Origin of the sequence: Arthrobacter sp. PAMC25284, assembly GCF_019443425.1 — a bacterium.
Classification (GTDB): domain Bacteria; phylum Actinomycetota; class Actinomycetes; order Actinomycetales; family Micrococcaceae; genus Arthrobacter; species Arthrobacter oryzae_A.
Genome location: NZ_CP080382.1, coordinates 3,377,146 through 3,398,621, shown reverse-complemented (window position 1 = coordinate 3,398,621; position 21,476 = coordinate 3,377,146). Strand labels below are relative to the sequence as shown.

At 65.7% G+C, this 21,476-nt stretch carries 16 protein-coding genes and 1 pseudogene; 7 read left to right on the top strand and 10 right to left on the bottom strand.

The genetic code is table 11. From position 1 onward, the window contains the following. Positions 1–29 precede the first annotated feature (29 nt). The 7 genes and pseudogenes from mgrA to glmS all read right to left on the bottom strand — a co-directional run bounded on the left by mgrA (position 30) and on the right by glmS (position 11,541). Positions 30–1,068: pseudogene (mgrA, locus tag KY499_RS15800) on the bottom strand (L-glyceraldehyde 3-phosphate reductase). Positions 1,069–1,082: 14 nt separating this feature from the next. Continuing rightward, positions 1,083–2,879: a malto-oligosyltrehalose trehalohydrolase gene (gene treZ, locus KY499_RS15795; protein WP_123255311.1), complete on the bottom strand. Its 1,797-nt coding sequence runs from the start codon at positions 2,877–2,879 to the stop codon at positions 1,083–1,085. A gap of 61 nt (positions 2,880–2,940) precedes the next feature. Continuing rightward, positions 2,941–5,253 (bottom strand): malto-oligosyltrehalose synthase, encoded by a 2,313-nt coding sequence (gene treY, locus KY499_RS15790; protein ID WP_123255310.1) that lies wholly within the window; start codon positions 5,251–5,253, stop codon positions 2,941–2,943. Continuing rightward, positions 5,250–7,628 carry a glycogen debranching protein GlgX gene (gene glgX, locus KY499_RS15785; RefSeq protein ID WP_219885790.1) on the bottom strand — a complete coding sequence of 793 codons (2,379 nt, stop codon included), beginning with the start codon at positions 7,626–7,628 and terminating at the stop codon, positions 5,250–5,252. Before glgX ends, treY begins: the two co-directional genes overlap by 4 nt. A gap of 89 nt (positions 7,629–7,717) precedes the next feature. Beyond that, the gene (locus KY499_RS15780; protein ID WP_219887045.1) at positions 7,718–9,223 is read right to left on the bottom strand and encodes an NAD(P)H-hydrate epimerase; all 1,506 of its coding nucleotides are present in this window, start codon (positions 9,221–9,223) and stop codon (positions 7,718–7,720) included. A gap of 73 nt (positions 9,224–9,296) precedes the next feature. Next, positions 9,297–9,644 carry a holo-ACP synthase gene (locus KY499_RS15775; RefSeq protein ID WP_219885789.1) on the bottom strand — a complete coding sequence of 116 codons (348 nt, stop codon included), beginning with the start codon at positions 9,642–9,644 and terminating at the stop codon, positions 9,297–9,299. A 4-nt stretch (positions 9,645–9,648) separates the two neighbouring features. Next, a complete protein-coding gene (glmS, locus tag KY499_RS15770) occupies positions 9,649–11,541 on the bottom strand; it encodes a glutamine--fructose-6-phosphate transaminase (isomerizing) (RefSeq protein WP_219885788.1) in 1,893 nt (630 codons plus the stop codon). A gap of 156 nt (positions 11,542–11,697) precedes the next feature. Between glmS and coaA the strand changes: the two genes are divergently transcribed. The 3 genes from coaA (at position 11,698) to mscL (ending at position 13,992) form a co-directional block, all read left to right on the top strand. Then, entirely contained in the window at positions 11,698–12,663 is a 966-nt protein-coding gene (gene coaA / locus KY499_RS15765; RefSeq protein WP_123255305.1) for a type I pantothenate kinase, read from the top strand. A gap of 5 nt (positions 12,664–12,668) precedes the next feature. After that, the gene (locus tag KY499_RS15760; RefSeq protein WP_219885787.1) at positions 12,669–13,547 is read left to right on the top strand and encodes a D-alanyl-D-alanine carboxypeptidase family protein; all 879 of its coding nucleotides are present in this window, start codon (positions 12,669–12,671) and stop codon (positions 13,545–13,547) included. 64 nt (positions 13,548–13,611) lie between these two features. After that, positions 13,612–13,992: a large conductance mechanosensitive channel protein MscL gene (gene mscL, locus KY499_RS15755; RefSeq protein ID WP_123255303.1), complete on the top strand. Its 381-nt coding sequence runs from the start codon at positions 13,612–13,614 to the stop codon at positions 13,990–13,992. Between the two features lie 11 nt (positions 13,993–14,003). On the opposite strand, the gene glmM is transcribed toward mscL, so the two are convergent. The 3 genes from glmM to rplM all read right to left on the bottom strand — a co-directional run bounded on the left by glmM (position 14,004) and on the right by rplM (position 16,495). Beyond that, a complete protein-coding gene (gene glmM, locus KY499_RS15750; RefSeq protein WP_123255302.1) occupies positions 14,004–15,365 on the bottom strand; it encodes a phosphoglucosamine mutase in 1,362 nt (453 codons plus the stop codon). A gap of 141 nt (positions 15,366–15,506) precedes the next feature. Next, complete coding sequence (gene rpsI, locus KY499_RS15745; RefSeq protein ID WP_123255301.1) at positions 15,507–16,016, bottom strand: 30S ribosomal protein S9; 510 nt, start codon at positions 16,014–16,016, stop codon at positions 15,507–15,509. Positions 16,017–16,051: 35 nt separating this feature from the next. Next, the gene (gene rplM / locus KY499_RS15740; RefSeq protein WP_015937805.1) at positions 16,052–16,495 is read right to left on the bottom strand and encodes a 50S ribosomal protein L13; all 444 of its coding nucleotides are present in this window, start codon (positions 16,493–16,495) and stop codon (positions 16,052–16,054) included. 379 nt (positions 16,496–16,874) lie between these two features. Here rplM and KY499_RS15735 point away from each other — a divergent pair, with 379 nt between their 5' ends. The 4 genes from KY499_RS15735 (at position 16,875) to KY499_RS15720 (ending at position 21,474) form a co-directional block, all read left to right on the top strand. Further along, complete coding sequence (locus KY499_RS15735) at positions 16,875–17,531, top strand: A24 family peptidase (RefSeq protein ID WP_219885786.1); 657 nt, start codon at positions 16,875–16,877, stop codon at positions 17,529–17,531. Between the two features lie 227 nt (positions 17,532–17,758). After that, positions 17,759–17,965, top strand: a complete 207-nt coding sequence (locus KY499_RS15730; protein ID WP_258190826.1) for a Flp family type IVb pilin — start codon at positions 17,759–17,761, stop codon at positions 17,963–17,965. A gap of 165 nt (positions 17,966–18,130) precedes the next feature. Beyond that, complete coding sequence (locus tag KY499_RS18625) at positions 18,131–20,035, top strand: RcpC/CpaB family pilus assembly protein (protein ID WP_219885785.1); 1,905 nt, start codon at positions 18,131–18,133, stop codon at positions 20,033–20,035. After that, positions 20,032–21,474 (top strand): CpaF family protein, encoded by a 1,443-nt coding sequence (locus KY499_RS15720; RefSeq protein ID WP_123257090.1) that lies wholly within the window; start codon positions 20,032–20,034, stop codon positions 21,472–21,474. The genes KY499_RS18625 and KY499_RS15720 overlap by 4 nt, the downstream gene beginning before the upstream one ends. Positions 21,475–21,476 lie beyond the last annotated feature (2 nt).

Here is a 21,476-nt window from a genome sequence, read left to right as displayed (position 1 = left end):
TACTGTCGTATTAGAGAGCGATCAATCCGCTACTTCTGCGCCCACAGGTTGATGTCGGACTCGACGGCGAACTCATCGATCGCCGTGAGCTCAGCGTCCGAAAAGTTCATGTTGTTGATGGCGGAGAGTGTGTCCTCGAGTTGGGCGACGCTCGAGGCGCCGACGAGGGCGGAGGTGACGGAGGATCCCTTGGACTGTTCGCGGAGGATCCAGGCGATGGCCATCTGCGCCAGCGACTGGCCGCGGCCCTGGGCAATCCGCTGGAGCCCTCGGACCCGGTTGAGTTTGTCCTCGGTGATCATCTTTTCGTCCAGTGACTTGTCCTGCGCGGCCCGGGAGCCGGACGGGATGCCGCTGAGGTAACGGTCCGTCAGCATGCCCTGCGCCAGCGGGGAGAAGGCGATGGACCCGGCACCGACTGTCTCGAGGGCCTCATACAGGTTGGGGCTGCCGTCCTCCGTCCAGCGGTTCAGCATGGAGTAGCTGGGCTGGTGGATCAGCAGAGGCGTGCCAAGGTCCTTCAGGATCCGGGCTGCTTCCAGGGTCTGCTCCGGGGTGTAGGAGGAGATGCCGGCGTAGAGTGCCTTGCCGGAACGGACGGCCTGGTCCAGGGCGCCCATTGTCTCCTCCATGGGCGTTTCCGGGTCCGGGCGGTGGCTGTAGAAGATGTCCACGTAGTCCAGGGCCCATCCGGTTCAGCGACTGGTCCAGGCTGGCCAGCAAGTACTTACGGGAGCCCCACTCTCCGAACGGACCCGGCCACATGTTGTAGCCCGCCTTGGTGGAAATGATGAGCTCGTCGCGGTACGGAGCGAAGTCATCCTTCAGGTGGCGGCCGAAGTTGGTCTCGGCGCTTCCGGCGAGCGGTCCGTAGTTGTTGGCGAGGTCGAAATGGTTGACGCCCAGGTCGAAGGCGCGGCGCAGGATGGCGCGCTGGATTTCAAACGGCTTGTCGTCGCCAAAGTTGTGCCAAAGCCCGAGGGAGATGGCAGGAAGTTTCAGCCCGCTGCGTCCCACGCGGCGGTACGGCATCGAATCGTAGCGGGTCTCCGCTGCAACATAAGTCATGGGAATGTCCTGTCTTATTCGCTAATGATGGCGGCGCTGTGGCCGGGAAGGTCGAGCCTGCCCGCGGCCAGCCGCACGCCGTCGTCGGTGGCGAGGGTGATCGAGGCGCCGGCGACGGTGACCTGCTGCGGTTCGGCCGAGAAGTTCATGGCCACCTCGGTGCTTCCGCGGCGGAGCAGGAGCCAGCCGTCCGCCTCGCTGAAGTCGACGGCAGTCTCGGCGAAGCCGAGTCCGGTAAGGTTTGGGGTCGCGCGGCGCAGGGCGATGAGGGCGCGGTAGAGGTCCAGCAGGCGGGCGTGGTCGCCCTCGCCGGTCTCGGACCAGTCCAGCTTCGACCGGATAAAGGTCTCCGGGTCCTGCGGGTCAGGAACGACGGCGGGGTCCCATCCCATCCGTTCAAACTCCTTGATCCGGCCCTCGGCGGTGGCTTTGCCCAGCTCCGGTTCCGGGTGTGAGGTGAAGAACTGCCACGGCGTGCCGGCGCCGTACTCCTCGCCCATAAACAGCATGGGCGTAAACGGTGAGGTCAGGGTGGCGACGGCGGCGAGCGCCAGTTGTCCGTAGCCCAGCGACTGGGAGAGCCGGTCCCCGGTGGCGCGGTTGCCGATCTGGTCGTGGTTTTGGCTGCAGACCACCAGGGCGGACGGATGGACGCGGGCGGCGTCGACGGGCCGGCCGTGGTGCCGGCCGCGGAAGCTCGAATAGCTGCCGTCATGGAAGAATCCGCGTTTCAGGACCTTCGCGAGCGCCTCCAGCGAGCCAAAGTCCTCGTAGTAGCCGGTGGTTTCGCCGCTGACGTTGACGTGGACGGCGTGGTGGAAGTCATCACTCCACTGTCCGGCCAGGCCGTAGCCGTTGTCCGCCCGCGGGTAGAGCAGCCGCGGGTCGTTCAGGTCGGATTCGGCAATCATGGTCGCCGGGCGTCCGGTCTCCGCGGTCACGGCGTCGGCGAGGGCACCGAAGTCCTCCAGAAGATGCACGGCGCGCTCATCCTTGAAGGCGTGCACGGCATCGAGCCGCAGGCCGTCCACCCGGTAGTCCCGCAGCCACATGGCGGCGTTATCCAGGATGTAGTCGCGGACGACGTCGGAGCCCGGGCCGTCGAGGTTGACCGAGTCACCCCACGTGTTGCCTTCGCCGGACTTGAGGTACGGCCCGAACCGCTGCAGGTAGTTCCCGCTGGGGCCGAGGTGGTTGTAGACCACGTCCTGGATGACGCCCAATCCGGCCGCGTGGGCGGCGTCCACGAACCGCTGGTACGCTGCCGGCCCGCCGTAGCCCTCGTGCACGGCGTACCAGAGGACTCCGTCATAGCCCCAGTTGTGGGTGCCGTTGAAGCCGTTGACGGGCAGCAGCTCGATGATGTCGACGCCGAGATCCACGAGATAGTCCAGTTTCCCGGCTGCGGCGTCCAGTGTCCCCTCCGGGGTGAAGGTCCCGAGGTGCAGTTCGTAAATGACCGCACCCTTGAGCTCCCGTCCGGCCCACTGCCCCTCGGACCAGGTATGCGCCGAAGGATCAAAAGTCCGGGACAGGGAATGCACACCCTCGGGCTGGCGCCGCGAGCGCGGGTCCGGCAGCGGGGTGCCGTCCCCGTCGAGGAGATAGCCGTAGTCGACCTCCCCGGTCGCGGGCGCGTCCGGGGCCGCCCACCAGCCGTCCGCGCCGGCGCCGGCCGCCGCACCGGCGTCCGGTCCGGCCGCCACGACCCGGGCCATCGGGTGGTGCCGCCCGTCCGCGAGCAGCGTGACGGACTGGGCCTCCGGCGCCCAAAGGTTGAATCGTTCAGTTCCTTGTGCAGACAAAGTCATGGCTTGCTTCCGTTCCCCGGGTCGGTTCGTCAGTCAGTTTGGCGTTGCGTCGGCCGGCGCCCTATGCGGCAGGGACCAGCAGCGCCACGGGATAACCGGCAAGGATGTCGGCCACGTTCACGGTCCCGGCGGGAAAAGCGTTCCCCGTCAGTTCATCGCGCATGCCGACGGCGAGTTCGATGCTCGTCTCACGCCAGCCGCCCGACTCCTCGAGCCCGCGCGGCAACCGGGTGGCCAGCGCCATAGCGCCGGGTCCGTCCGCTCCGCGGTCGAATCCGAGCAGATGCGCGGCCGCGGCACCCCGGGCGGCCACCGGACGGTAGCCGGTGAACAGCTCGGGCCGGTCCCGCCGAAGCCGCAGGGCCCGGGAGGTCACCAACAGCTTGGTGGTCTCGTCGAGGTACGACGCCGGCCGCTCGCCGGCGTCGAGGGCGGCGAGGGCGTCGCGGCGGGCGCCGAAGTCGAACGCACGGCGGTTGTCCGGGTCGGTCAGGGACCGGTCCCAGAACTCGGTGCCCTGGTACACGTCGGGGACACCGGGCATGGTCAGCTGGACGAGTTTCGCGCCCAGGGCGTTGACGGCCCCGTAAGGGGTCAGCCGCGCCACGAGAGACTCCAGTTCCGAACGGACCTCGTCGTTGTCGAATGCGGCGTCCACAGCGTCACTGAGTTTTGCTTCGAACTCCGGGTCAGGGTCCAGCCAGTCGGTCGAATTTCCCGCTTCGCGGGCGGCCTTCTGCGCGTAGGACTGCAGCCGTTCCCGGCTGGCCGGCCAGGCGCCGGCAATAGCCTGCCAGAGCAGGTTGGCCAGCGGTCCGTCCGGCAACGGGGCCAGTTCCTGCAGCCGTCGCAGGGACGCGGCCCACTGCGGGCCGAGTTCGGCGAGGACCGAGATCCGGGCCCGGGTGTCCTCGCTGCGCTTGGTGTCGTGGGTACTGAGCGTGGTCATGGACAGCGGCAGTTCAGCCTGGCGGCGGGTCATCCTGGTGTGGAATTCCTCCGGTGTGACAGCGAATTCCGTCGGGTCGGCGCCGACTTCGGTCAGCGTCCCCAGCCGCGTGTAGCGGAAGAACGCCGTGTCCTCGACCCCCTTGGCCATGACCATCCCGGAGGTTTGCTGGAAGCGGCGGCCCAGCTCCGCCGAGGCGTCGCGCAGCAGCGGCAGCAGGCGCTCGAGGGCGTCCGACAGGTCCGGCCGACGCCGGGCGGCGAGGTCGCAGGCGTCCTTCAGGATGCCCCCACCCTCCGGGAGGTAGCTGCGGTACACCGGGAAGGCGGCAATGATCTCCGACAGCGCGTCGGCCGCGGTGTCTGCCGTGATGTCCGTCCCGGCGGGCAGCAGGCGGGCCAGCCGGCGCATTTCGGAGTGCAGAATTCCGTCGGTGATGCGCCGCTTCGTGCCGTGGATCATCTCCTCGTAGTCGGCGGACCGGCCGTCCCGGAGTTCGGCGTCGAGCGCGTCGAGCGCCGCCTGTCCTCCGGCGTCGATGAACACGCGGTCCACGTCGGCGAGGGCGTCATAACCGGTGGTGCCTTCACAGTCGAAGCCGCCCGGCAGCACCTCCCCCGGTTCCAGAATTTTCTCGATCAGCAGGTAGCTGCCGCCGGTGACCTCCCGCAGCCGGTGCAGGTAGCCCTCCGGATCGGCCAGGCCGTCCGGGTGGTCGATCCGGAGCCCGTGCACGAGCCCTTCCCGGAACCAGCGGACCACCTCGGCATGGGCTTCGTCGAAGACCTCTGGGTCTTCCACCCGGATGCCGGCGAGCGTGTTGACTGCAAAGAACCGCCGGTAGTTCAATTCGTCATCCGCGCGGCGCCAGAAGACCAGTTCGTAGTGCTGCCGGTCGTGGACCTGCCGCGGATCGTCGCCGTCGGTGTAGCTGCCCTCGGCGAGCGGGAACCGGTGATCGTAGTACCGCAGTTCCCCGTCAACGACTTCCAACGCCCCAAGGTCGTCATCGGAACCCAGTACCGGGATCCGGATACGGCCGCCGCCGAAGTCCCAGTCGACGTCGAACGCCGGGGCATAGCGGGACTGCCTGCCTTCCTGCAGGAGCGACCACCACCAGGGGTTCTGGACGGGAGTGGCAACGCCGACATGGTTGGGCACGATGTCCACGAGGACACCGAGGCCGGCTTCCCGGGCGGCCGTCGAGAGTGCGAGCAGCCCCTCGGGGCCGCCGCGCTCCGGGTCGATGGCGGCGGGATCAGTCACGTCGTAGCCGTGGTCCGAGCCCTGCTCCGCGGTCAGGATGGGAGAGAGGTAGACCCAGTCGACGCCCAGTGATTTGAGGTACGGCACGGTCGTGGCGGCATCCTGCAGCGTAAAGCCGCTGCGGATCTGCAACCGGTAAGTGGAGATTGGCGTTCTCATGAAGCCGATCCCTTCCTGCCCCGGGCCTTCCGCCCGTTGCGGCCCTTGGCGCCCTTCCCGAGTGCGGTCTTTGCGGAAGGTGCCGCGGCGGGTGCCTCCTCAGAAGCGGGGGTTTCCTCCTCCGCGGCGGGTGCTTCCTCGGGAGCGGGAGCTTCCGCCTCCGGAGCCTCCTCGGGAGCGGAAGCTTCCTCCTCGGGAGCCTCATCTCCGGAAGTGTCCGTCCGGGCCGCCAGGGATGCGGCGGCGGAGTAGTCGACCTCCACCTCGGGGCCGGAGTAGGCGCGAAGTACCACGAGGGACTTCGCGGCCAGCTTCAGGACCGAACCGGCCTTGAGCTGTTCATGGGCGTAGGTCTGGTCGGCCGTATCCACCAGGATCTCCCAGAGCGGCGAGTACTCGTCTGCCGGGATGACAAAGTCCACGTTGTCGTCGTGGGCGTTGAAGGCCAGCAGGAAGCTGTCGTCGGTGATCCGGCGGCCCCGGGAGTCCTGTTCCTGGATCCCGTGGCCGTTGTAGAACACGCCGATGGTCCGGCCGAAACCGCTGTCCCAGTCCTCCGGCAGCATTTCCTGGCCGTCCGTGTTGAGCCAGACGATGTCGGGAAGTTTTTCGCCTTCGCCGCGGCGTACGGGGCGGCCGTCGAAGAAACGGCTCCGCCGGAAAATCGGGTGGTCGTGGCGGATCTTGTTGACGAACGCCGTGAACTCCACGAGCGGCTGATCCATGGCATCCCAGTGCACCCAGCTGAGCTCGGAGTCCTGGCAGTAGGTGTTGTTGTTGCCCTGCTGGGTGCGGCCCAGTTCGTCGCCGTGCAGCAGCATCGGGACGCCCTGGGAGAGCAGCAGGGTGGCGATGAAGTTCCGCTGCTGGCGGGCGCGGAGCGTCAAAACCGTGTCGTCGTCCGTTTCGCCTTCGGCACCACAGTTCCAGGACCGGTTGTGCGATTCGCCGTCGTTGTTGCCCTCGCCGTTGGCGTCATTGCGTTTCTCGTTGTAGGACACGAGGTCCCGCATCGTGAAGCCGTCATGGGCTGTGACGAAGTTAATGGAGGCCACCGGGCGCCGGGCCGAGCTTTCGTAAAGGTCCGCCGAGCCGGTCAGCCGGGAAGCGAATTCACCCAGGGTGGACGGTTCACCGCGCCAGAAGTCCCGGACCGTGTCGCGGTATTTTCCGTTCCACTCGGTCCACTGCGGCGGGAAGTTGCCCACCTGGTAGCCGCCGGGGCCAACGTCCCATGGTTCGGCGATCAGTTTCACCTGGGAGACGATCGGGTCCTGCTGGATCAGTTCGAAGAAGGTGGAGAGCTTGTCCACGTCGTAGAACTCGCGGGCCAGGGTGGAGGCGAGGTCGAAGCGGAACCCATCCACGTGCATTTCGGTCACCCAGTACCGCAGGGAGTCCATGAGCAGCTGCAGGGAGTGCGGGTGGCGGACATTGAGGGAGTTACCCGTGCCGGTGTAGTCCATGTAGTGCTTCTGGTCGTCGTCCACCAGCCGGTAGTAGGCGGCGTTGTCGATGCCCTTGAAGGACAGGGTGGGGCCGAGGTGGTTGCCTTCCGCGGTGTGGTTGTAGACCACATCGAGGATGACCTCGATTCCGGCCCGGTGCAGGTCGCGAACCATGGCTTTGAATTCCTGGACCTGGTGCCCGACGTCGCCAGTGGAGCTGTAGGTGTTCTGGGGCGCGAAGAACCCGATGGTGTTGTAGCCCCAGTAGTTGTTGAGGTCTTTTTCCTCGAGGGTGCCGTCGTTGACGAACTGGTGCACCGGCATCAGCTCGATCGCGGTAATCCCAAGCTTCTTAAGGTGGTCGATCACGGCGGGGTGGGACACGCCCGCGTAGGTGCCGCGCTGGTCCTCCGGGATGTCCGGGTGCAACTCCGTCAGGCCCTTGACGTGGGCTTCATAAATGACCGACTCGTGGTACGGGATCCGCAGCTGCCGGTCGCCGTCCCAGTTGAAGAAGGGGTTGATGACCACGCCGTGCATGGTGTGGGGCGCCGAGTCGGCGTCATTGCGGGACAAGGGGTCGCCGAAGTTGTAGGAGAAGAGCGCCTGGTCCCAGTCAATCTTGCCCTGGATCGCCTTGGCATAGGGGTCCATCAGCAGTTTGTTCGGGTTGAACCGGTTGCCGTGGTCCGGTTCGTATTCGCCGTGTACCCGGTAGCCGTATTTTTGCCCGGGCTGGACGTGCGGCAGGTAACAGTGCCAAACGTAGCCGTCGATTTCGGTCAGTTCGATCCGGGTCTCGGTGAGATCATCGGACAGGAGACACAACTCGACTTTTTCGGCGCGTTCGCTGAACAGGGCAAAGTTCGTGCCGGTGCCGTCAAAAGTGGCTCCCAAAGGGTAAGCCGATCCGGGCCAGACTTCCATATTTACTCCTCGTTCGTGCGGTTTATCTCTAGACAGACTACTGGTAAGTCGCCTTAGTATTTGGCTGGGTGCGTTGCGGACGCCCTCTGCTACATGTGCCGTATGACCTCAGGGATGGCACGGGCGACGGCGGTCGCCGTCACTGGACCCCCGGCGGAGGCCATGGCTCCTGCCCGGCCGTGGAGGCTGGCGGCCATCGCCGCTATCGCCGCCCAGCGGTCCCCGCACGGAACGTGGTCCATGGTGGCGCTCCCGGACAGTTGCGCCAGGAGTGCGCCGAGCACGCCGGCGAGGACATCGCCGCTGCCGGCGGTCGCCATCCATGGCGTGGCTTCGGACTGGCTGAACACGGTGCCTCCGGGAGCGGCCACGAGGGTCGTGGCGCCCTTGAGCAACACGGTCGCGCCGGTCAGGGCCGCTCCGCGGCGGGCTGCGGCAAGGGTGGCGCCTTCGAGTCGGGCCCGGTCAGACTCAACACCGTAGCCGGCCAGCAGGGCCGCCAGTTCGCCAATGTGCGGGGTCAGGATCTGGTGGGGGGCGAGGATGCGCGGCAAGGCGGGCAGCGCCCCGGCGTCGGCCACTACGGGCAGGCCCGTGGCGGCGGCATCGCGGATGCGCTGGAGTTGGTCACCGGCCGATTCGTCAACTCCGGGGCCCAGGACCCACGCTTGAACGTGGGCTTCAGCCGAACTTCCCTGCCCGCAGACCACCTCCGGGCACGACTCGCGGACCAGGTCCGCGACGTCGGGCGGGCCAAGGTAGCGAACCATGCCGGCGCCCGCGGCGAGCGCGCCCCTGCACGCCAGAACCGCAGCACCCGGATACCGCTCCGAGCCGGCCACGACGCCTAGAACCCCCCGGGTGTACTTGTGTGACCGCCGGACAGGCTGAGGCCGGAGCCGGTGGAGGTCCTGGGCTTCCAGCCTGCGCAGCGCAGGTTCCGGCAACGCCGCCTCCATCCCGATCGGGACGACGTGGACACGCCCGGCGAAATCAGCGCCGGGATCGGCGAGCAGGCCCGCCTTGGCAGCACCGAATGTCACTGTCACGTCCGCCGGCAGGACCGGCTCGTTCACCTCGCCGGTGTCCGCGTCCAGGCCGCTGGGGATGTCGCAGGCAACCACGAGCCCCGGGACCGACCCCGTCAGCCGTTCCAGCAGGGTCCCGGCCAGTCCCCGGAGTCCGCCTTGGGCCCCGGTTCCGAGTACTGCGTCAATGACGACGTCGGCGCCCGCCGCCGCAGCGGCAAGCTCCGAGATGTTATCCGCTGTCAGGGCCAGGACGTGCCCGCCGGCGCGGCGAAATTCCGCCAGGCCGGCCTCGTGGGCGGCGCCGGCGGTAAGTATCGCCGTCGCCCGCAGGCCCCGCCGGGCCAGCAGCGCAGCGGTGAAGAGCCCATCGCCGCCGTTATTGCCCTTGCCGGCCAGCACGGCAACACTGGAGCCGTAGAGCCGGCGGCCGCGGCCGCGAAGCTCGTGGACCACCGTGTTCGCGAGGCCGTACGCGGCACGCTGCATCAGAACAGCGCCCACACCGTCTGCCAGGAAAGGCTTTTCAGCCTCACGTATCTGGGTTCCTGTGTAGGCGCTGATCATGGCTGTGTCCATTCGCGGTACATTCGCTGGGGATCGTGCGGTGCTGTTGATGCCGGGAACGCCCGGCCGGCCGTCAGCCTTCGGCGATGACCGTCGCGGTGGCGATTCCGCCGTCGTGGCTCATGGACAGGTGCCAGCGTTTGACGCCCTTGGAGTCCGCCACCGCCAGCACCGTGCCTTTGACCTGGACGGTGGGCCCGTTCTGGTCCAGCCCGATCCAGCAGTCCTGCCAGTTCATGCCGGCCGGCGCCCCGAGCACCTTGGCCACGGCTTCCTTGGCCGCGAAGCGCGCGGCCAGGGAGCGGGTGTTTAGCTCCCGCTCAGCGGGGACGAACAACCGGTCCCGCAGCCCCGGCGTCCGCTCCAGCTGCCGGCCGAACCGCTCAATGTCTACGACGTCTACACCAATTCCAACGATCATGGCGTTATTCTACGGTCACGCTCTTGGCAAGGTTACGTGGCTGGTCCACGTCATAGCCCTTGGCCGAGGCGAGTGCGAGCGCGAAGATCTGCAACGGCACCGTGGCGAGCAGCGGGGCCAGGAGTGTCGGGGACTCCGGGATGTAGAAGACGTGCTCGGCGTACGCTGTGACCGCTTCGTCGCCTTCTTCCGCAATCACGATGGTTCTGGCGCCGCGTGCGCGGACTTCCTGGATGTTGGAGACGACCTTCGCATGCAGCGAATCCCGGCCGCGCGGTGAGGGGACCACCACAAAGACGGGCTGGCCTTCCTCGATCAGCGCGATCGGACCGTGCTTGAGTTCTCCGGCGGCGAAGCCTTCCGCGTGGATGTAGGCCAGCTCCTTGAGCTTGAGGGCACCTTCCATCGCCACCGGGTAGCCGACGTGGCGGCCCAGGAACAGGACGGACTTGGCATCGGCCATGGACCGGCCGAGTTCCTTGATCTCTTCCTCGTTGTCCAGGATCTGCTGGATTTTTGCCGGGATTTTGCCCAGGTCGGCCAGGATGTCCTTTATTTCGCCCTGGAACTTGTTGCCGCGCAGCTGTGCCAAATAAAGCCCCAGCAGGTACGCGGCGGTGATCTGCGCGAGGAACGCCTTGGTGGAGGCCACCGCGATCTCCGGTCCGGCGTGCGTGTAGAGCACGGCGTCGGACTCGCGCGGGATGGTGGACCCGTTGGTGTTGCAGATCGAGACCGTCTTGGCGCCCTGTTCCTTGGCGTAGCGGACGGCCATCAGGGTATCCATGGTCTCTCCGGACTGCGAGATCGAGACAATGAGCGTGTTGGCGTCCACGATCGGGTCCCGGTAGCGGAATTCGTGGGAGAGCTCCACCTCGGTGGGGATCCGGCACCAGTGCTCGATCGCGTATTTGGCGACCTGCCCGGCGTAGGCAGAGGTCCCGCACGCGAGAACAATGATCTTGTTAACGCTCTTGAGCAGTGCCGGATCGATCCGGAGCTCATCAAGGGTCAGTTTCCCGTCGATGTCGGAGCGGCCCAGGAGGGTCTGCAGGACGGCGTCGGGCTGGTCGTGGATTTCCTTTTCCATAAAGGACGGGAACCCGCCCTTTTCCGCGGAGGCCGGATCCCAGTTCACGTGGTATTCCTTGCCTTCGGCGGGGGCGCCGTAGAAGTCCGTGATCTCCACGGCGTCGGCGCTGATGGTGACGATCTGGTCCTGGCCCAGCTCCACGGCACGCCGGGTGTAGTCGATGAAACCGGAGACGTCGGATCCGAGGAAGTTCTCGCCCTCGCCGAGACCGACGACGAGCGGGGAATTCCGGCGCGCGGCGACCACCACGTCGGGCTGGTCGGCGTGCACGGCCAGCAGCGTGAAGGCGCCCTCCAGGCGCTGGCAGGCCAACTGCATGGCCTTCGTCAGTCCGCCCCTGGACGGATCGCCGCCGAGCTGTTCGCGGTAGATGTCCCCGAGCAGCGCCGCCGCGACTTCGGTGTCCGTTTCAGACGCGAACGTTACGCCCTTGCGGAGAAGTTCCAGCTTGAGTTCGGCAAAGTTTTCGATGATGCCGTTGTGGATCACTGCCAGCTTCCCGCCGTCGGCGAGGTGCGGGTGCGCGTTCTGGTCCGTCGGTCCACCGTGCGTGGCCCAGCGCGTATGACCGATCCCGGTCAGCGACGCCGGCAACGGATCCGCCTCCAGCGCAGCGGTCAGGTTGGCCAGTTTCCCGGACTTCTTCCGGGACGAGATGGAGCCGTCAGCGACAACAGCGATCCCCGCGGAGTCGTAGCCGCGGTACTCGAGGCGCCGTAGTCCTTCAAGGACAACATCCAAGGCATTGTGTCCAGCATTTACCCGGCCATTTGCATGACCCACATATCCAACGATTCCACACATGGGCCTAAGCCTAACGGTTTCCGGGTTCGGGGACGAAGGAACGTTACCGCCGCAGGCGCCCCTGCGGTCCGGCGGGCCGGTCACCGCGCGGTCTTGCCCGGGCCGTCCCGGCCAGTCCATTTCGCAGTTGGCCGCGCAAACGGCAGAATCAGGAGGGTGACTCTGCAACGCAATGAAACGAACGGCGACGGCGTCTCGCCGTTCGTGGAGCTGGACAGGCAGACCTGGTCCCGGCTTGCTGCCCAGATGGAGCAGCCCCTCAACGAAGAGGACGTCGTCCGGCTCCGCGGCCTGGACGATCCCCTCGACATGCGGGAAGTCCGCGAGGTCTACCTCCCCCTGTCCCGGCTCCTGCACCTGTATGTCGAGGCCGCCGGCCAACTGCACGCCGCAACCACAACGTTTCTCGGCGAGACCACCCAGCGCACACCGTTCGTGATCGGCGTGGCCGGCTCGGTGGCCGTGGGGAAGTCCACGATTGCCCGTGTACTCCGTGAAATGCTGCGCCGCTGGCCCGGCACCCCCAACGTCGAGCTCATCACGACGGACGGATTCCTCTACCCGCTCGCGGAGCTCAAGCGCCGCCAGCTTCTTGAGCGCAAGGGATTTCCGGAGTCGTACGACCGCCGCGCGCTGCTGCGCTTCGTGAGCGAAATCAAGAGCGGCGCCGAAGAAGTCAGGGCGCCCTGGTATTCCCACGTCACGTATGACATTGTCCCCGGCAGGGAAGTCGTGGTCCGCCGCCCGGACGTGCTGATTGTGGAGGGGCTGAATGTGCTGGCCCCGGCCCGCCCACGCCATGACGGCCGGCAGGGCCTGGCACTAAGTGATTTCTTCGATTTCTCCATCTACGTCGACGCCAAGACCTCCTTTATCGAGGAATGGTACGTGGAGCGTTTCCGCTCCTTGCGCAGTACGGCATTCGCCCAGCCCGAGTCATATTTCCACCGTTACGCCACGCTGTCCGATGACGAGGCCGAGGAGACAGCCCGCGGGATCTGGAAGCGCATCAACGAGCCGAACCTGGAGGAAAATGTCCTGCCAACCCGGGGACGCGCCCAGTTGGTGCTGACCAAGGACGCGGATCACTCGATCCGGCGCATGCTGCTGAGGAAGGTCTAGCACGCGTGTGCCACAACCGCGCTGCCGGGCCGAGCCGCAGGGCGTTTGCCCGCTTCCTCGCGGCCGGGTCCGGCCTGGCGGCGGCGACCGCCTGCAGCCCCGGCGCCCCGCCACTGCCTGCCGCCGCCACACCGGCGCCGGTGGCGTCGACGGCGGCAGCAGCGGCGGCACCGACAGCGACCGAAGCGGCCACGACGCCGCCGCCCGGGCCTGCCGCCACGGACGAAGCCGCAACGCCGGCGCCGGCCACGGGGGTTCCGGCGTCGGCCCCGCCCGGGAAGCAGCATTCCCTCGTCGACCCCGCCAGCCCCTGGGTGATCGTTAACAAGCGCCGGCCGCTGATACCTGCCGCCTTCGAACCGGCCGACCTCGTCCAGCCACGCATCCGGCTTGCCTCTGCCGGTGCGGCAGCCCTGCTGAACAGCACGACCGCGGCTGCGGCAGAAGAGATGTTTGCGGCCGCGGCGGCGGACGGCATCACGATGACACTGGCCAGCGGCTACCGGTCCTATGCAACGCAGACCGCCACCTACGCGAACTACGTGAACACCCGCGGGCAGGTCGAAGCGGACACCGCATCGGCCCGGCCCGGCTATTCCGAACATCAGACGGGCTGGTCCTTCGACATCGGCGACGGCAGCGGCGCCTGCGGCTTTATGCCTTGTTTTGCGAAACAGCCGTCGGCTGCGTGGGCAGCGGCTAGCGGGCACCGGTTCGGCTTCGTGGTCCGCTACCCGTGGATGTTCCATGGGACCACGGGCTATTACTACGAGCCCTGGCATCTGCGCTTTATCGGCGTCGAGGCCGCCACGGACATGAAGAACCGCGGCGTAGACACCCTGGAGGAGTACTTCGGGCTGGACGCTGCGCCCGCGTATCCGTGACGTAATAGCCCCGGAGTCAGCGCGGGCGTCAGCTGCTGCGGGTGGAACCGGCTACCGTGGTGTCATGCTGACTGGATTCAGGAATTTCATCATGAAGGGCAACGTGGTTGATCTTGCGGTTGCCGTCGTCATCGGCGCGGCATTCGGCGCAGTCGTCACATCCATTGTTGACGGTTTATTGACGCCCCTGATCGGCCGGCTGTTCAACGCCAAGGGCGTGGAGGATATGGCATGGGAGGGCTACAGGTACGGTGCGGTGATCTCGTCGGTCATCTCATTCGTGATGATTGCCGCCGCCGTCTATTTCCTCGTGGTGCTGCCCATGAACCATCTGATCGAGCGGCGCAATCGCAGCCTTGGGATCAACGAGGACGTCAAAGTCGAGTCCGCGGAGGACGCGCAGATCGCCCTGCTGACGGAGATCCGCGACGCGCTCCGCAAATAGCGCTTCGGCCGTCAGTCGGAGACGAGCGCCAGGGCGAGTTCTTTCCGGACCACCTGGGCGAGGCCTTCAGCCACGTGCTGGGCGGTGCCTTCGTCGGCGGCTTCCACCATCACGCGTACCACCGGCTCGGTCCCGGACGGGCGGAGCAGAACCCTCCCAGTGCCGCCGAGTTCGGCTTCCGCGAGGGCTACCGCCGCAGTGACAGCGGCGTCGCCCTTCACCCGGGTGCGGTCAACGCCGGTGACATTGATCAGAACCTGCGGGAGCTTGGTCATCACCGTGGCCAGCTCCTTCAGCGGGCGGCCGGTGAGCGCCACCTGGGCAGCAAGCTGGAGGCCGGTAAGGACGCCGTCGCCCGTGGTCGCATGGTCCGCGAAGATCACGTGCCCGGACTGTTCGCCGCCGAGGCTGAACCCGCCGTTTCGCATTTCCTCCAGGACGTAACGGTCCCCCACCCCGGTTTCGCGGAGGCTGATCCCGGCCTCGCGCAGGGCGATTTTCAGCCCCAGATTGCTCATGACGGTGGCAACGAGGACATCGTCCTTGAGTTTTCCGGAATTCTTCAGTGCCACGGCGAGGATGGCCATGATCTGGTCGCCGTCGATTTCGTTGCCTTCATGGTCCACGGCGAGGCAACGGTCGGCGTCTCCGTCATGGGCAATACCAAGATCCGCGCCGCGTTCAAGGACTGCCCGTTTAAGCGGGCCCATGTGCGTGGAGCCGACGCCTTCATTGATGTTGTGGCCGTCGGGCTCGGCGCCGATCACAAAGACGTCCGCACCCGCATCCTTGAAAACCTGCGGGGAGCAGCCGCTGGCCGCGCCGTGGGCACAGTCGAGGACCACCTTGAGGCCATCGAGACGGTGCGGCAGGCTTCCGAGCAAATGCACGATGTAACGGTCCTCGGCATCCGAGAACCGCTGGATGCGCCCGATATCGCCTCCCACGGGCCTGAACGGTTCGTTGCCGAGCTGGGCCTCAATGGCGGCCTCAACATCGTCGGGAAGCTTCTGGCCGCCTCTGGCGAAGAACTTGATCCCGTTATCCGGCGCGGGGTTGTGGGACGCGGAGATCATCACGCCAAAGTCGGCGTCAAGGTCAGCGACCAGATAGGCCGCCGCCGGGGTGGGCAGCACGCCGGCGTCGTAGACATCGATGCCGGAGCTGGACAGCCCCGCTTCCACAGCAGCGGCAATAAATTCTCCGCTGGCCCGCGGGTCACGGGCGACCACCGCGCGTGGCCGGGCCCCGCCGGTGACACGGTCGTGACCCAACACGACGGCGGCGGCCTGCGCCAGTTGCAGCGCAAGCTCGGCCGTGAGCAGGCCGTTCGCCAGGCCTCGGACACCATCTGTTCCAAATAATCTAGACATCGGATCAAGTTTAGTCGATCCGCAACCATCGCCGGTGCCGCCCGTCGCAACTATTCGCAGCGCCGGCAGGTCAGACCTCCGGCTAAACGGCAAAAACCCGCCCCGCCACGAGGGCGGAACGGGCTTTTGCGCAAACGCGATTTAGCGCTTGGAGTACTGCTGAGCCTTACGGGCCTTCTTGAGGCCAGCCTTCTTGCGCTCGATGACGCGTGCGTCACGACGCAGGTAGCCGGCCTTCTTCAGGGTCGCGCGGTTGTTCTCGGTGTCGATCTCGTTCAGCGAACGGGCGATACCAAGGCGCAAGGCGCCGGCCTGGCCGGAAATACCGCCACCGTGGATACGGGCGATGACGTCATAGGCGCCGTCAAGATCGAGGATCTTGAAGGGTTCGTTGACATCCTGCTGGTGCAGCTTGTTCGGGAAGTAGTTCGCCAGCTCGCGGCCGTTGATGATCCACTTGCCGGAGCCGGGCACAACGCGGACGCGTGCAACGGCTTCCTTGCGGCGGCCAACAGCTGCGCCGGCAACGGTCAGGGCCGGGCGTTCCGTCTTCGGCGCTGCTGCTTCCGCAGCACCGCTTTCCGAGGTGTAGCTGGTCAGGTTTTCCTCAGCCTCAACGGCCTCGGTGGTCAGTTCTTCGTTCTGAGCCACGATTCTCCTTGATAAAAGTTGGTTGGTGGCCAGGACTACTGGGCGACCTGGGTGATTTCGAAAGTCTTGGGCTGCTGGGCGGCGTGCGGGTGCTCGGCACCGCGGTAAACCTTCAGCTTGCCCAGCTGCTGTGCAGCGAGGGAGTTCTTCGGGAGCATGCCCTTGATGGCCTTCTCCACGGCGCGGACCGGGTTGGACTCAAGCAGCTCCGCGTAGTTGACGGAGGTCAGGCCGCCCGGGTAACCGGAGTGGCGGTAGGCCCGCTTCTGCTCCAGCTTGGCGCCGGTGAGGGCTACCTTTTCAGCGTTGATGATGATGACGAAATCGCCCATGTCCATGTGGGACGCAAAGGTGGCCTTGTGCTTGCCGCGCAGCAGGATTGCGGTCTGGCTGGCGAGACGACCAAGGACAACGTCTGTGGCGTCAATGACGTGCCACTGGCGGTTGATATCGCCGGGCTTCGGGGTGTACGTACGCACGGTGTTTGCCTCGTTCTTGTTCTGGCGTTCTTGTTTTAGGCGTCACGCGGAAAAGTGCGCCTACTATCTATGCGCTACCGGAACAGAGGTGAGGGCTCCATGTAACCAGTCATCCTGAAGTCCCGAATGTGCACGTTGAGTAGTTATCCTGCAACCGGATTCTCAAGCGGGCACGCATCATCGAGAAAGGACACGCACAACGACTACCAAGAATAGCCTGCGTTAAGGGTGCAGGTCAAAATACAATCTGACTTGCACTCCAGCGACGTCCCGGCGATCCGGGTCCGGCGCTTCGACACCGTGAGGCCGGCCTGCGATGCGGATCCCACCAACCAGAAGGCAGCGTGCGTCAGCCATCCCCTTCTCCTTAGCCTTCATCGTGGCAGCCGGGCTGCTGGGCCTCGCCGCCGGTCCGGCCGCCACGTTCGGCGCGCAGCGTCTTCTGCCGGCTCTCGACCTGGCGGCTGGACGCCGGAGCCACGTGCCCGCCGCCGTCTTTACGGGCGCACTGTTTATGGTGATGGCGTGGCGGTTTGGCGCGTCATGGCTTCTGCCTGCCCTTCTTTTTCTCAGTGCCGCCGGCGTCGTCCTTTCCCGGATCGATCTGCACTTCAGGCTGCTGCCCAACCGGCTTGTCATTCCAGCCCTCGGGACGGGGTCGGCGCTGCTGCTGCTGGACGCTGCAGTAAATGAAAGATGGGCCAACCTTGTTGTTGCATTCATCGGATCGGCCGCAACATTCGTGATTTATCTCGTACTGGCGCTTATTTCTCCACGGGGCATGGGAATGGGCGATGTGAAATTTTCCGCAGTACTTGCCCTCCCCCTCGGATATCTCTCCGTCGGTCAGTTAGTGCTCGGGGTTTCCCTCGGTTTTTTGATCGGCGCCCTCGTGGGGGGAATTCTGCTCCTCGCCGGATTGGCGGGGCGAAAGAGCCCGGTACCGTTCGGGCCCTCCATGTTTGCCGGCTGCATTGCCGCCGTGGTTTTTGGCGCCGAATTGGGTCCGGCACTCCTTCCGTCACTATTCACGTAGCGGAACTACTTGAGTACCCCCACCAGCCGACCAAGTAGTGTACTCAGGTTGCGCCTCGCGGTAAGTAAGTAATTCGGTGTTACGGGTGTGAAAAACACGGGTACTTCAGTTGGTTGTCCCCGTAACCATTACCCGTGTAAACCTTGAGACATCGAGGACCCGGCAATCCATCTGGGGGGCGCCGGGACTTTGAATTTCATCAGCACTCACAAAAAAGGGATATAACAATGAACGCTGCACTGGTCTCAATGATGGTTTTCGTCTCCGGTATCAAAACCCGCCTCACGGATGAAGAAAAGGGTGCCACCGCCGTTGAATACGGCATCATGGTCGCGCTGATCGCCGTGGTCATCATCGGCGCTGTCACCACCTTCGGCGGCAACCTCTCCTCCATGTTCACCAACGTCGCGGGCAAGATCCCCACCACTCCCTAGTCAGTTTTCCCGCCCGCCACTCTGCCGGCTGTCCGTCAACCGGGGCAGCCGGCAGCCGTGTGCCGGGGGCAGCCAGTCCCACCCGGGGCCTCCCCTTCACGCGGTCCGACGCCACACCGTGCGTTCACGCAGTACCGAGGTGTAACAAGAGGTTAGGAACCAACCATGAAATCACGTTTGCTCGGAGGCCTCACGGCACTTGTGCTGGCCATCATTGGCACCATGATGCTGGTCAACTACGTGTCCAATGCTGACCGCCGGGCACAGGCGTCGCTGGAGCCCGTGGACGTCATCGTTGTGGATTCGGAAGTTCCGGCAGGGACCAGGTCGGAGGACCTGAGCGCCTTCCTCAAGGTCCGCTCCATCCCCGGCGCCGCAATGACCCCGGGGGCGATGACATCGTTGAACGTCACCAGCGGGCTCGTGACGGCTGTGGATCTGAAACCGGGTGAGCAGTTGCTCGAAAGCCGGCTCGTTGACCCGTCGCAGCGGATCGCTCCGGGATCCGTGCAAGTCCCGGAAGGTATGCAGGAAGTCACCATCCTCCTGCCGCCGGAAAGCGTGGTGGGCGGCACCGTCCGCGCCGGTGACCTGGTGGGCCTCTTCGTCACCCAGGCTGACCCGGCAACGCCGGAAGTGACCAGCACACAGGTGGTCTTTGACAAGGTCCTCGTGACCGCTATCCAGCAGGGCCCCGCCCAGCACCATCACCACCCCCGAGGGCACGTCGGCAGTCCCGACAGGATCCTCCTTCGTCACCTTGGCCCGCAATTCCACAGACGCCGCCAAGATCATCCTCAGTTCCCGGACTGGCAACATCTGGCTGACGAGACAGACGCCGAACACGCCCGCCAGCGACCGCACCCCCGTCAATACCCGCGGTATCTTCCAATGAGCCGCTTCCTGGCGCTCACAGCGTCCCCGGAATTCGAGCGTCATCTCACCGCGTCGCTCGGACCCGCCCATGTGGTACAGGCGGTGGCCTCCGGCGCGACAGCCGCCGACATTCTGGCCCTGAATACCGGCGGCTCCGTCGACGTGGTTGTCTGTGGCCCTGACATTGAAGCCGAACAGGTCTTTGCCCTGGCCACAGGCCTGGACCGGCTGGCACCGGACATTGTTGTGGTACTGGCGGCCGTCACTTCGGCCGAACTGACGCTGGCCGCCATGCGCTCCGGCGTCCGCGATGTCATTGCACCGGATGCGCCGGCAGAGCTGCTGCGCCACGCCCTTGAGCGCGCGGCCGCTACGTCGCTGAGCCGCAAGCAGGCTGCCGCCGAGGAAACAGGCCAGAAGCGGGGCCGGGTGCTGGCCGTGATGTCACCCAAGGGCGGCGTGGGCAAAACCACCGTTTCCACGAACCTGGCAGTCGGACTGGCCAAGGTGGCACCGAAGGACGTCGTGATTGTTGACCTCGATCTCCAGTTCGGAGACGTCGCCTCGGGGCTCAGCCTTGATCCTCAGTACACCATCAGTGACGCCGTCCTTGGCGCGGCCTCAATCGACTCTATGGTGCTCAAGGCATTCCTCACTCCGCACTCGTCGGGGCTCTACGCAATGTGCGCGCCCCGGATGCCTGCCGAAGCCGACCTCATCAAGGCGGCGCAGGTGACAACGCTGATCAATCAGCTCTCCCTGGAGTTTGCGTACGTCGTTTTGGACACCGCCCCGGGACTCAGCGAAGAGGTCCTGGCAATCCTGGAACTTGCAACCGAGGGAATCTGGGTAGTGGGCATGGATATCCCCAGCATCCGCGGACTCAACAACGGCTTCGAAGTCCTGCGCCAGCTGGACCTGATGCCACCGTCCAACACCGTGGTGCTCAATTTCACCGACCGGCACAGCGGATTGACTGTCGCGGATGTTGAAGCCACCGTCGGCAGGCCCGTTGACATCCAGCTACCGCGTTCGAAGACACTTCCGTTTTCGACCAACGCGGGTATACCTCTGGTACACGACGGCCGGAGGGATCCTGCACTCAAGAGCCTGCGGGACCTCGTGGCTAAATTCTCCCCGGCCGGGCCTCCGCCTTCCCGCAAGTTCTCCCAACGAAGGGCCGCCATCTCATGAGTCTCATCGACCGACTCGAAGCCGTCCGACTTTCCGCTGAGGGCCAGACACTGCCCGATGGATCCGCAGCCCCCGCGCCGTCCGCCGGCACGCTGGAAGCGGCCGGAGCACGCCCTGAGGACCGGACAGTTAAGGCCCCGCAAATCGCGTCCCCCGATGCCCTCGCCGGCATCAAGAAACGCGCGGCCGCCGAACTGGCAGCCCGTCTGGGCGGCCGTATCACGGACAACAGCCTCGACGAGGGCGACGTCCGGCGAATGGTCCGGGAGGCACTCGCTTCCTTCATCGACGAAGAGCAGGTCCCGTTGACGCCTGAGGAACGGCGTCGCCTGGTCCGTGAGATCGTCGACGAGGTTCTGGGACTGGGACCCCTCCAGCGGCTTCTGGACGATCCGCTGGTCACGGAAATCATGGTCAACGGCGCTGACCGGATCTACGTCGAACGGTCCGGCCGGCTGCATCTGACCGGCACCACGTTCAGTTCCGACGCCCACCTGCGCAGGGTCATCGAACGCATCGTTTCACGCATCGGGCGGCGGATCGACGAGTCCTCCCCGCTGGTTGACGCCCGGCTCCAGGACGGTTCCCGCGTCAACGCCATCATCCCGCCGCTGGCTGTCGACGGCCCCTCACTGACCATCCGCAAATTCTCGGCCGTGCCCCTGACAGTGGATGACCTGATCGGTTTTGATTCCATCTCCCCCGCCATGGCCCAGGTCCTGGACGCGTGTGTTCAGGCCCGGCTGAACGTCATTGTCTCCGGAGGTACCGGTACCGGAAAGACGACCCTGCTGAATGTTCTTTCCTCCTTTATCCCCGCCGACGAACGCATCGTCACCATCGAGGACGCGGTGGAACTCCAACTGCAGCAGGAGCATGTGGTGCGCCTCGAAAGCCGGCCGGCCAACGTCGAAGGCCGCGGCGCAGTGGGCATCCGTGAGCTCGTCCGGAACTCGCTTCGAATGAGGCCGGACCGGATCGTCATCGGTGAAGTCCGCGGCGGCGAAGCGCTGGACATGCTCCAGGCCATGAACACCGGCCACGACGGTTCCATCTCGACGGTGCACTCGAACTCGCCACGGGACGCCATCGCCCGCCTGGAGACGCTGGTGCTGATGGCCGGGATGGATCTGCCGCTACGGGCCATCCGGGAACAAATCGCCAGCGCCGTCCACTTGATCGTGCAGCTGAGCCGGTTGAAGGACGGTACCCGCCGGGTCACCCACATCACGGAAGTCCTCGGGATGGAAGGGGACGTCGTAACGCTCCAGGACGCATTTGTCTTCGACTACGCCGCCGGCGTCGATCGTCAGGGCCGCTATATCGGCAAACCCATCGCCACGGGTGTCCGCCCGCGGTTCGTGGAGAAGTTTGCCGATATGGGGATCGTCCTGCCGCCGGAGATCTTTGCCACTGCGCCCTACACGATGGGCCGGTGAGC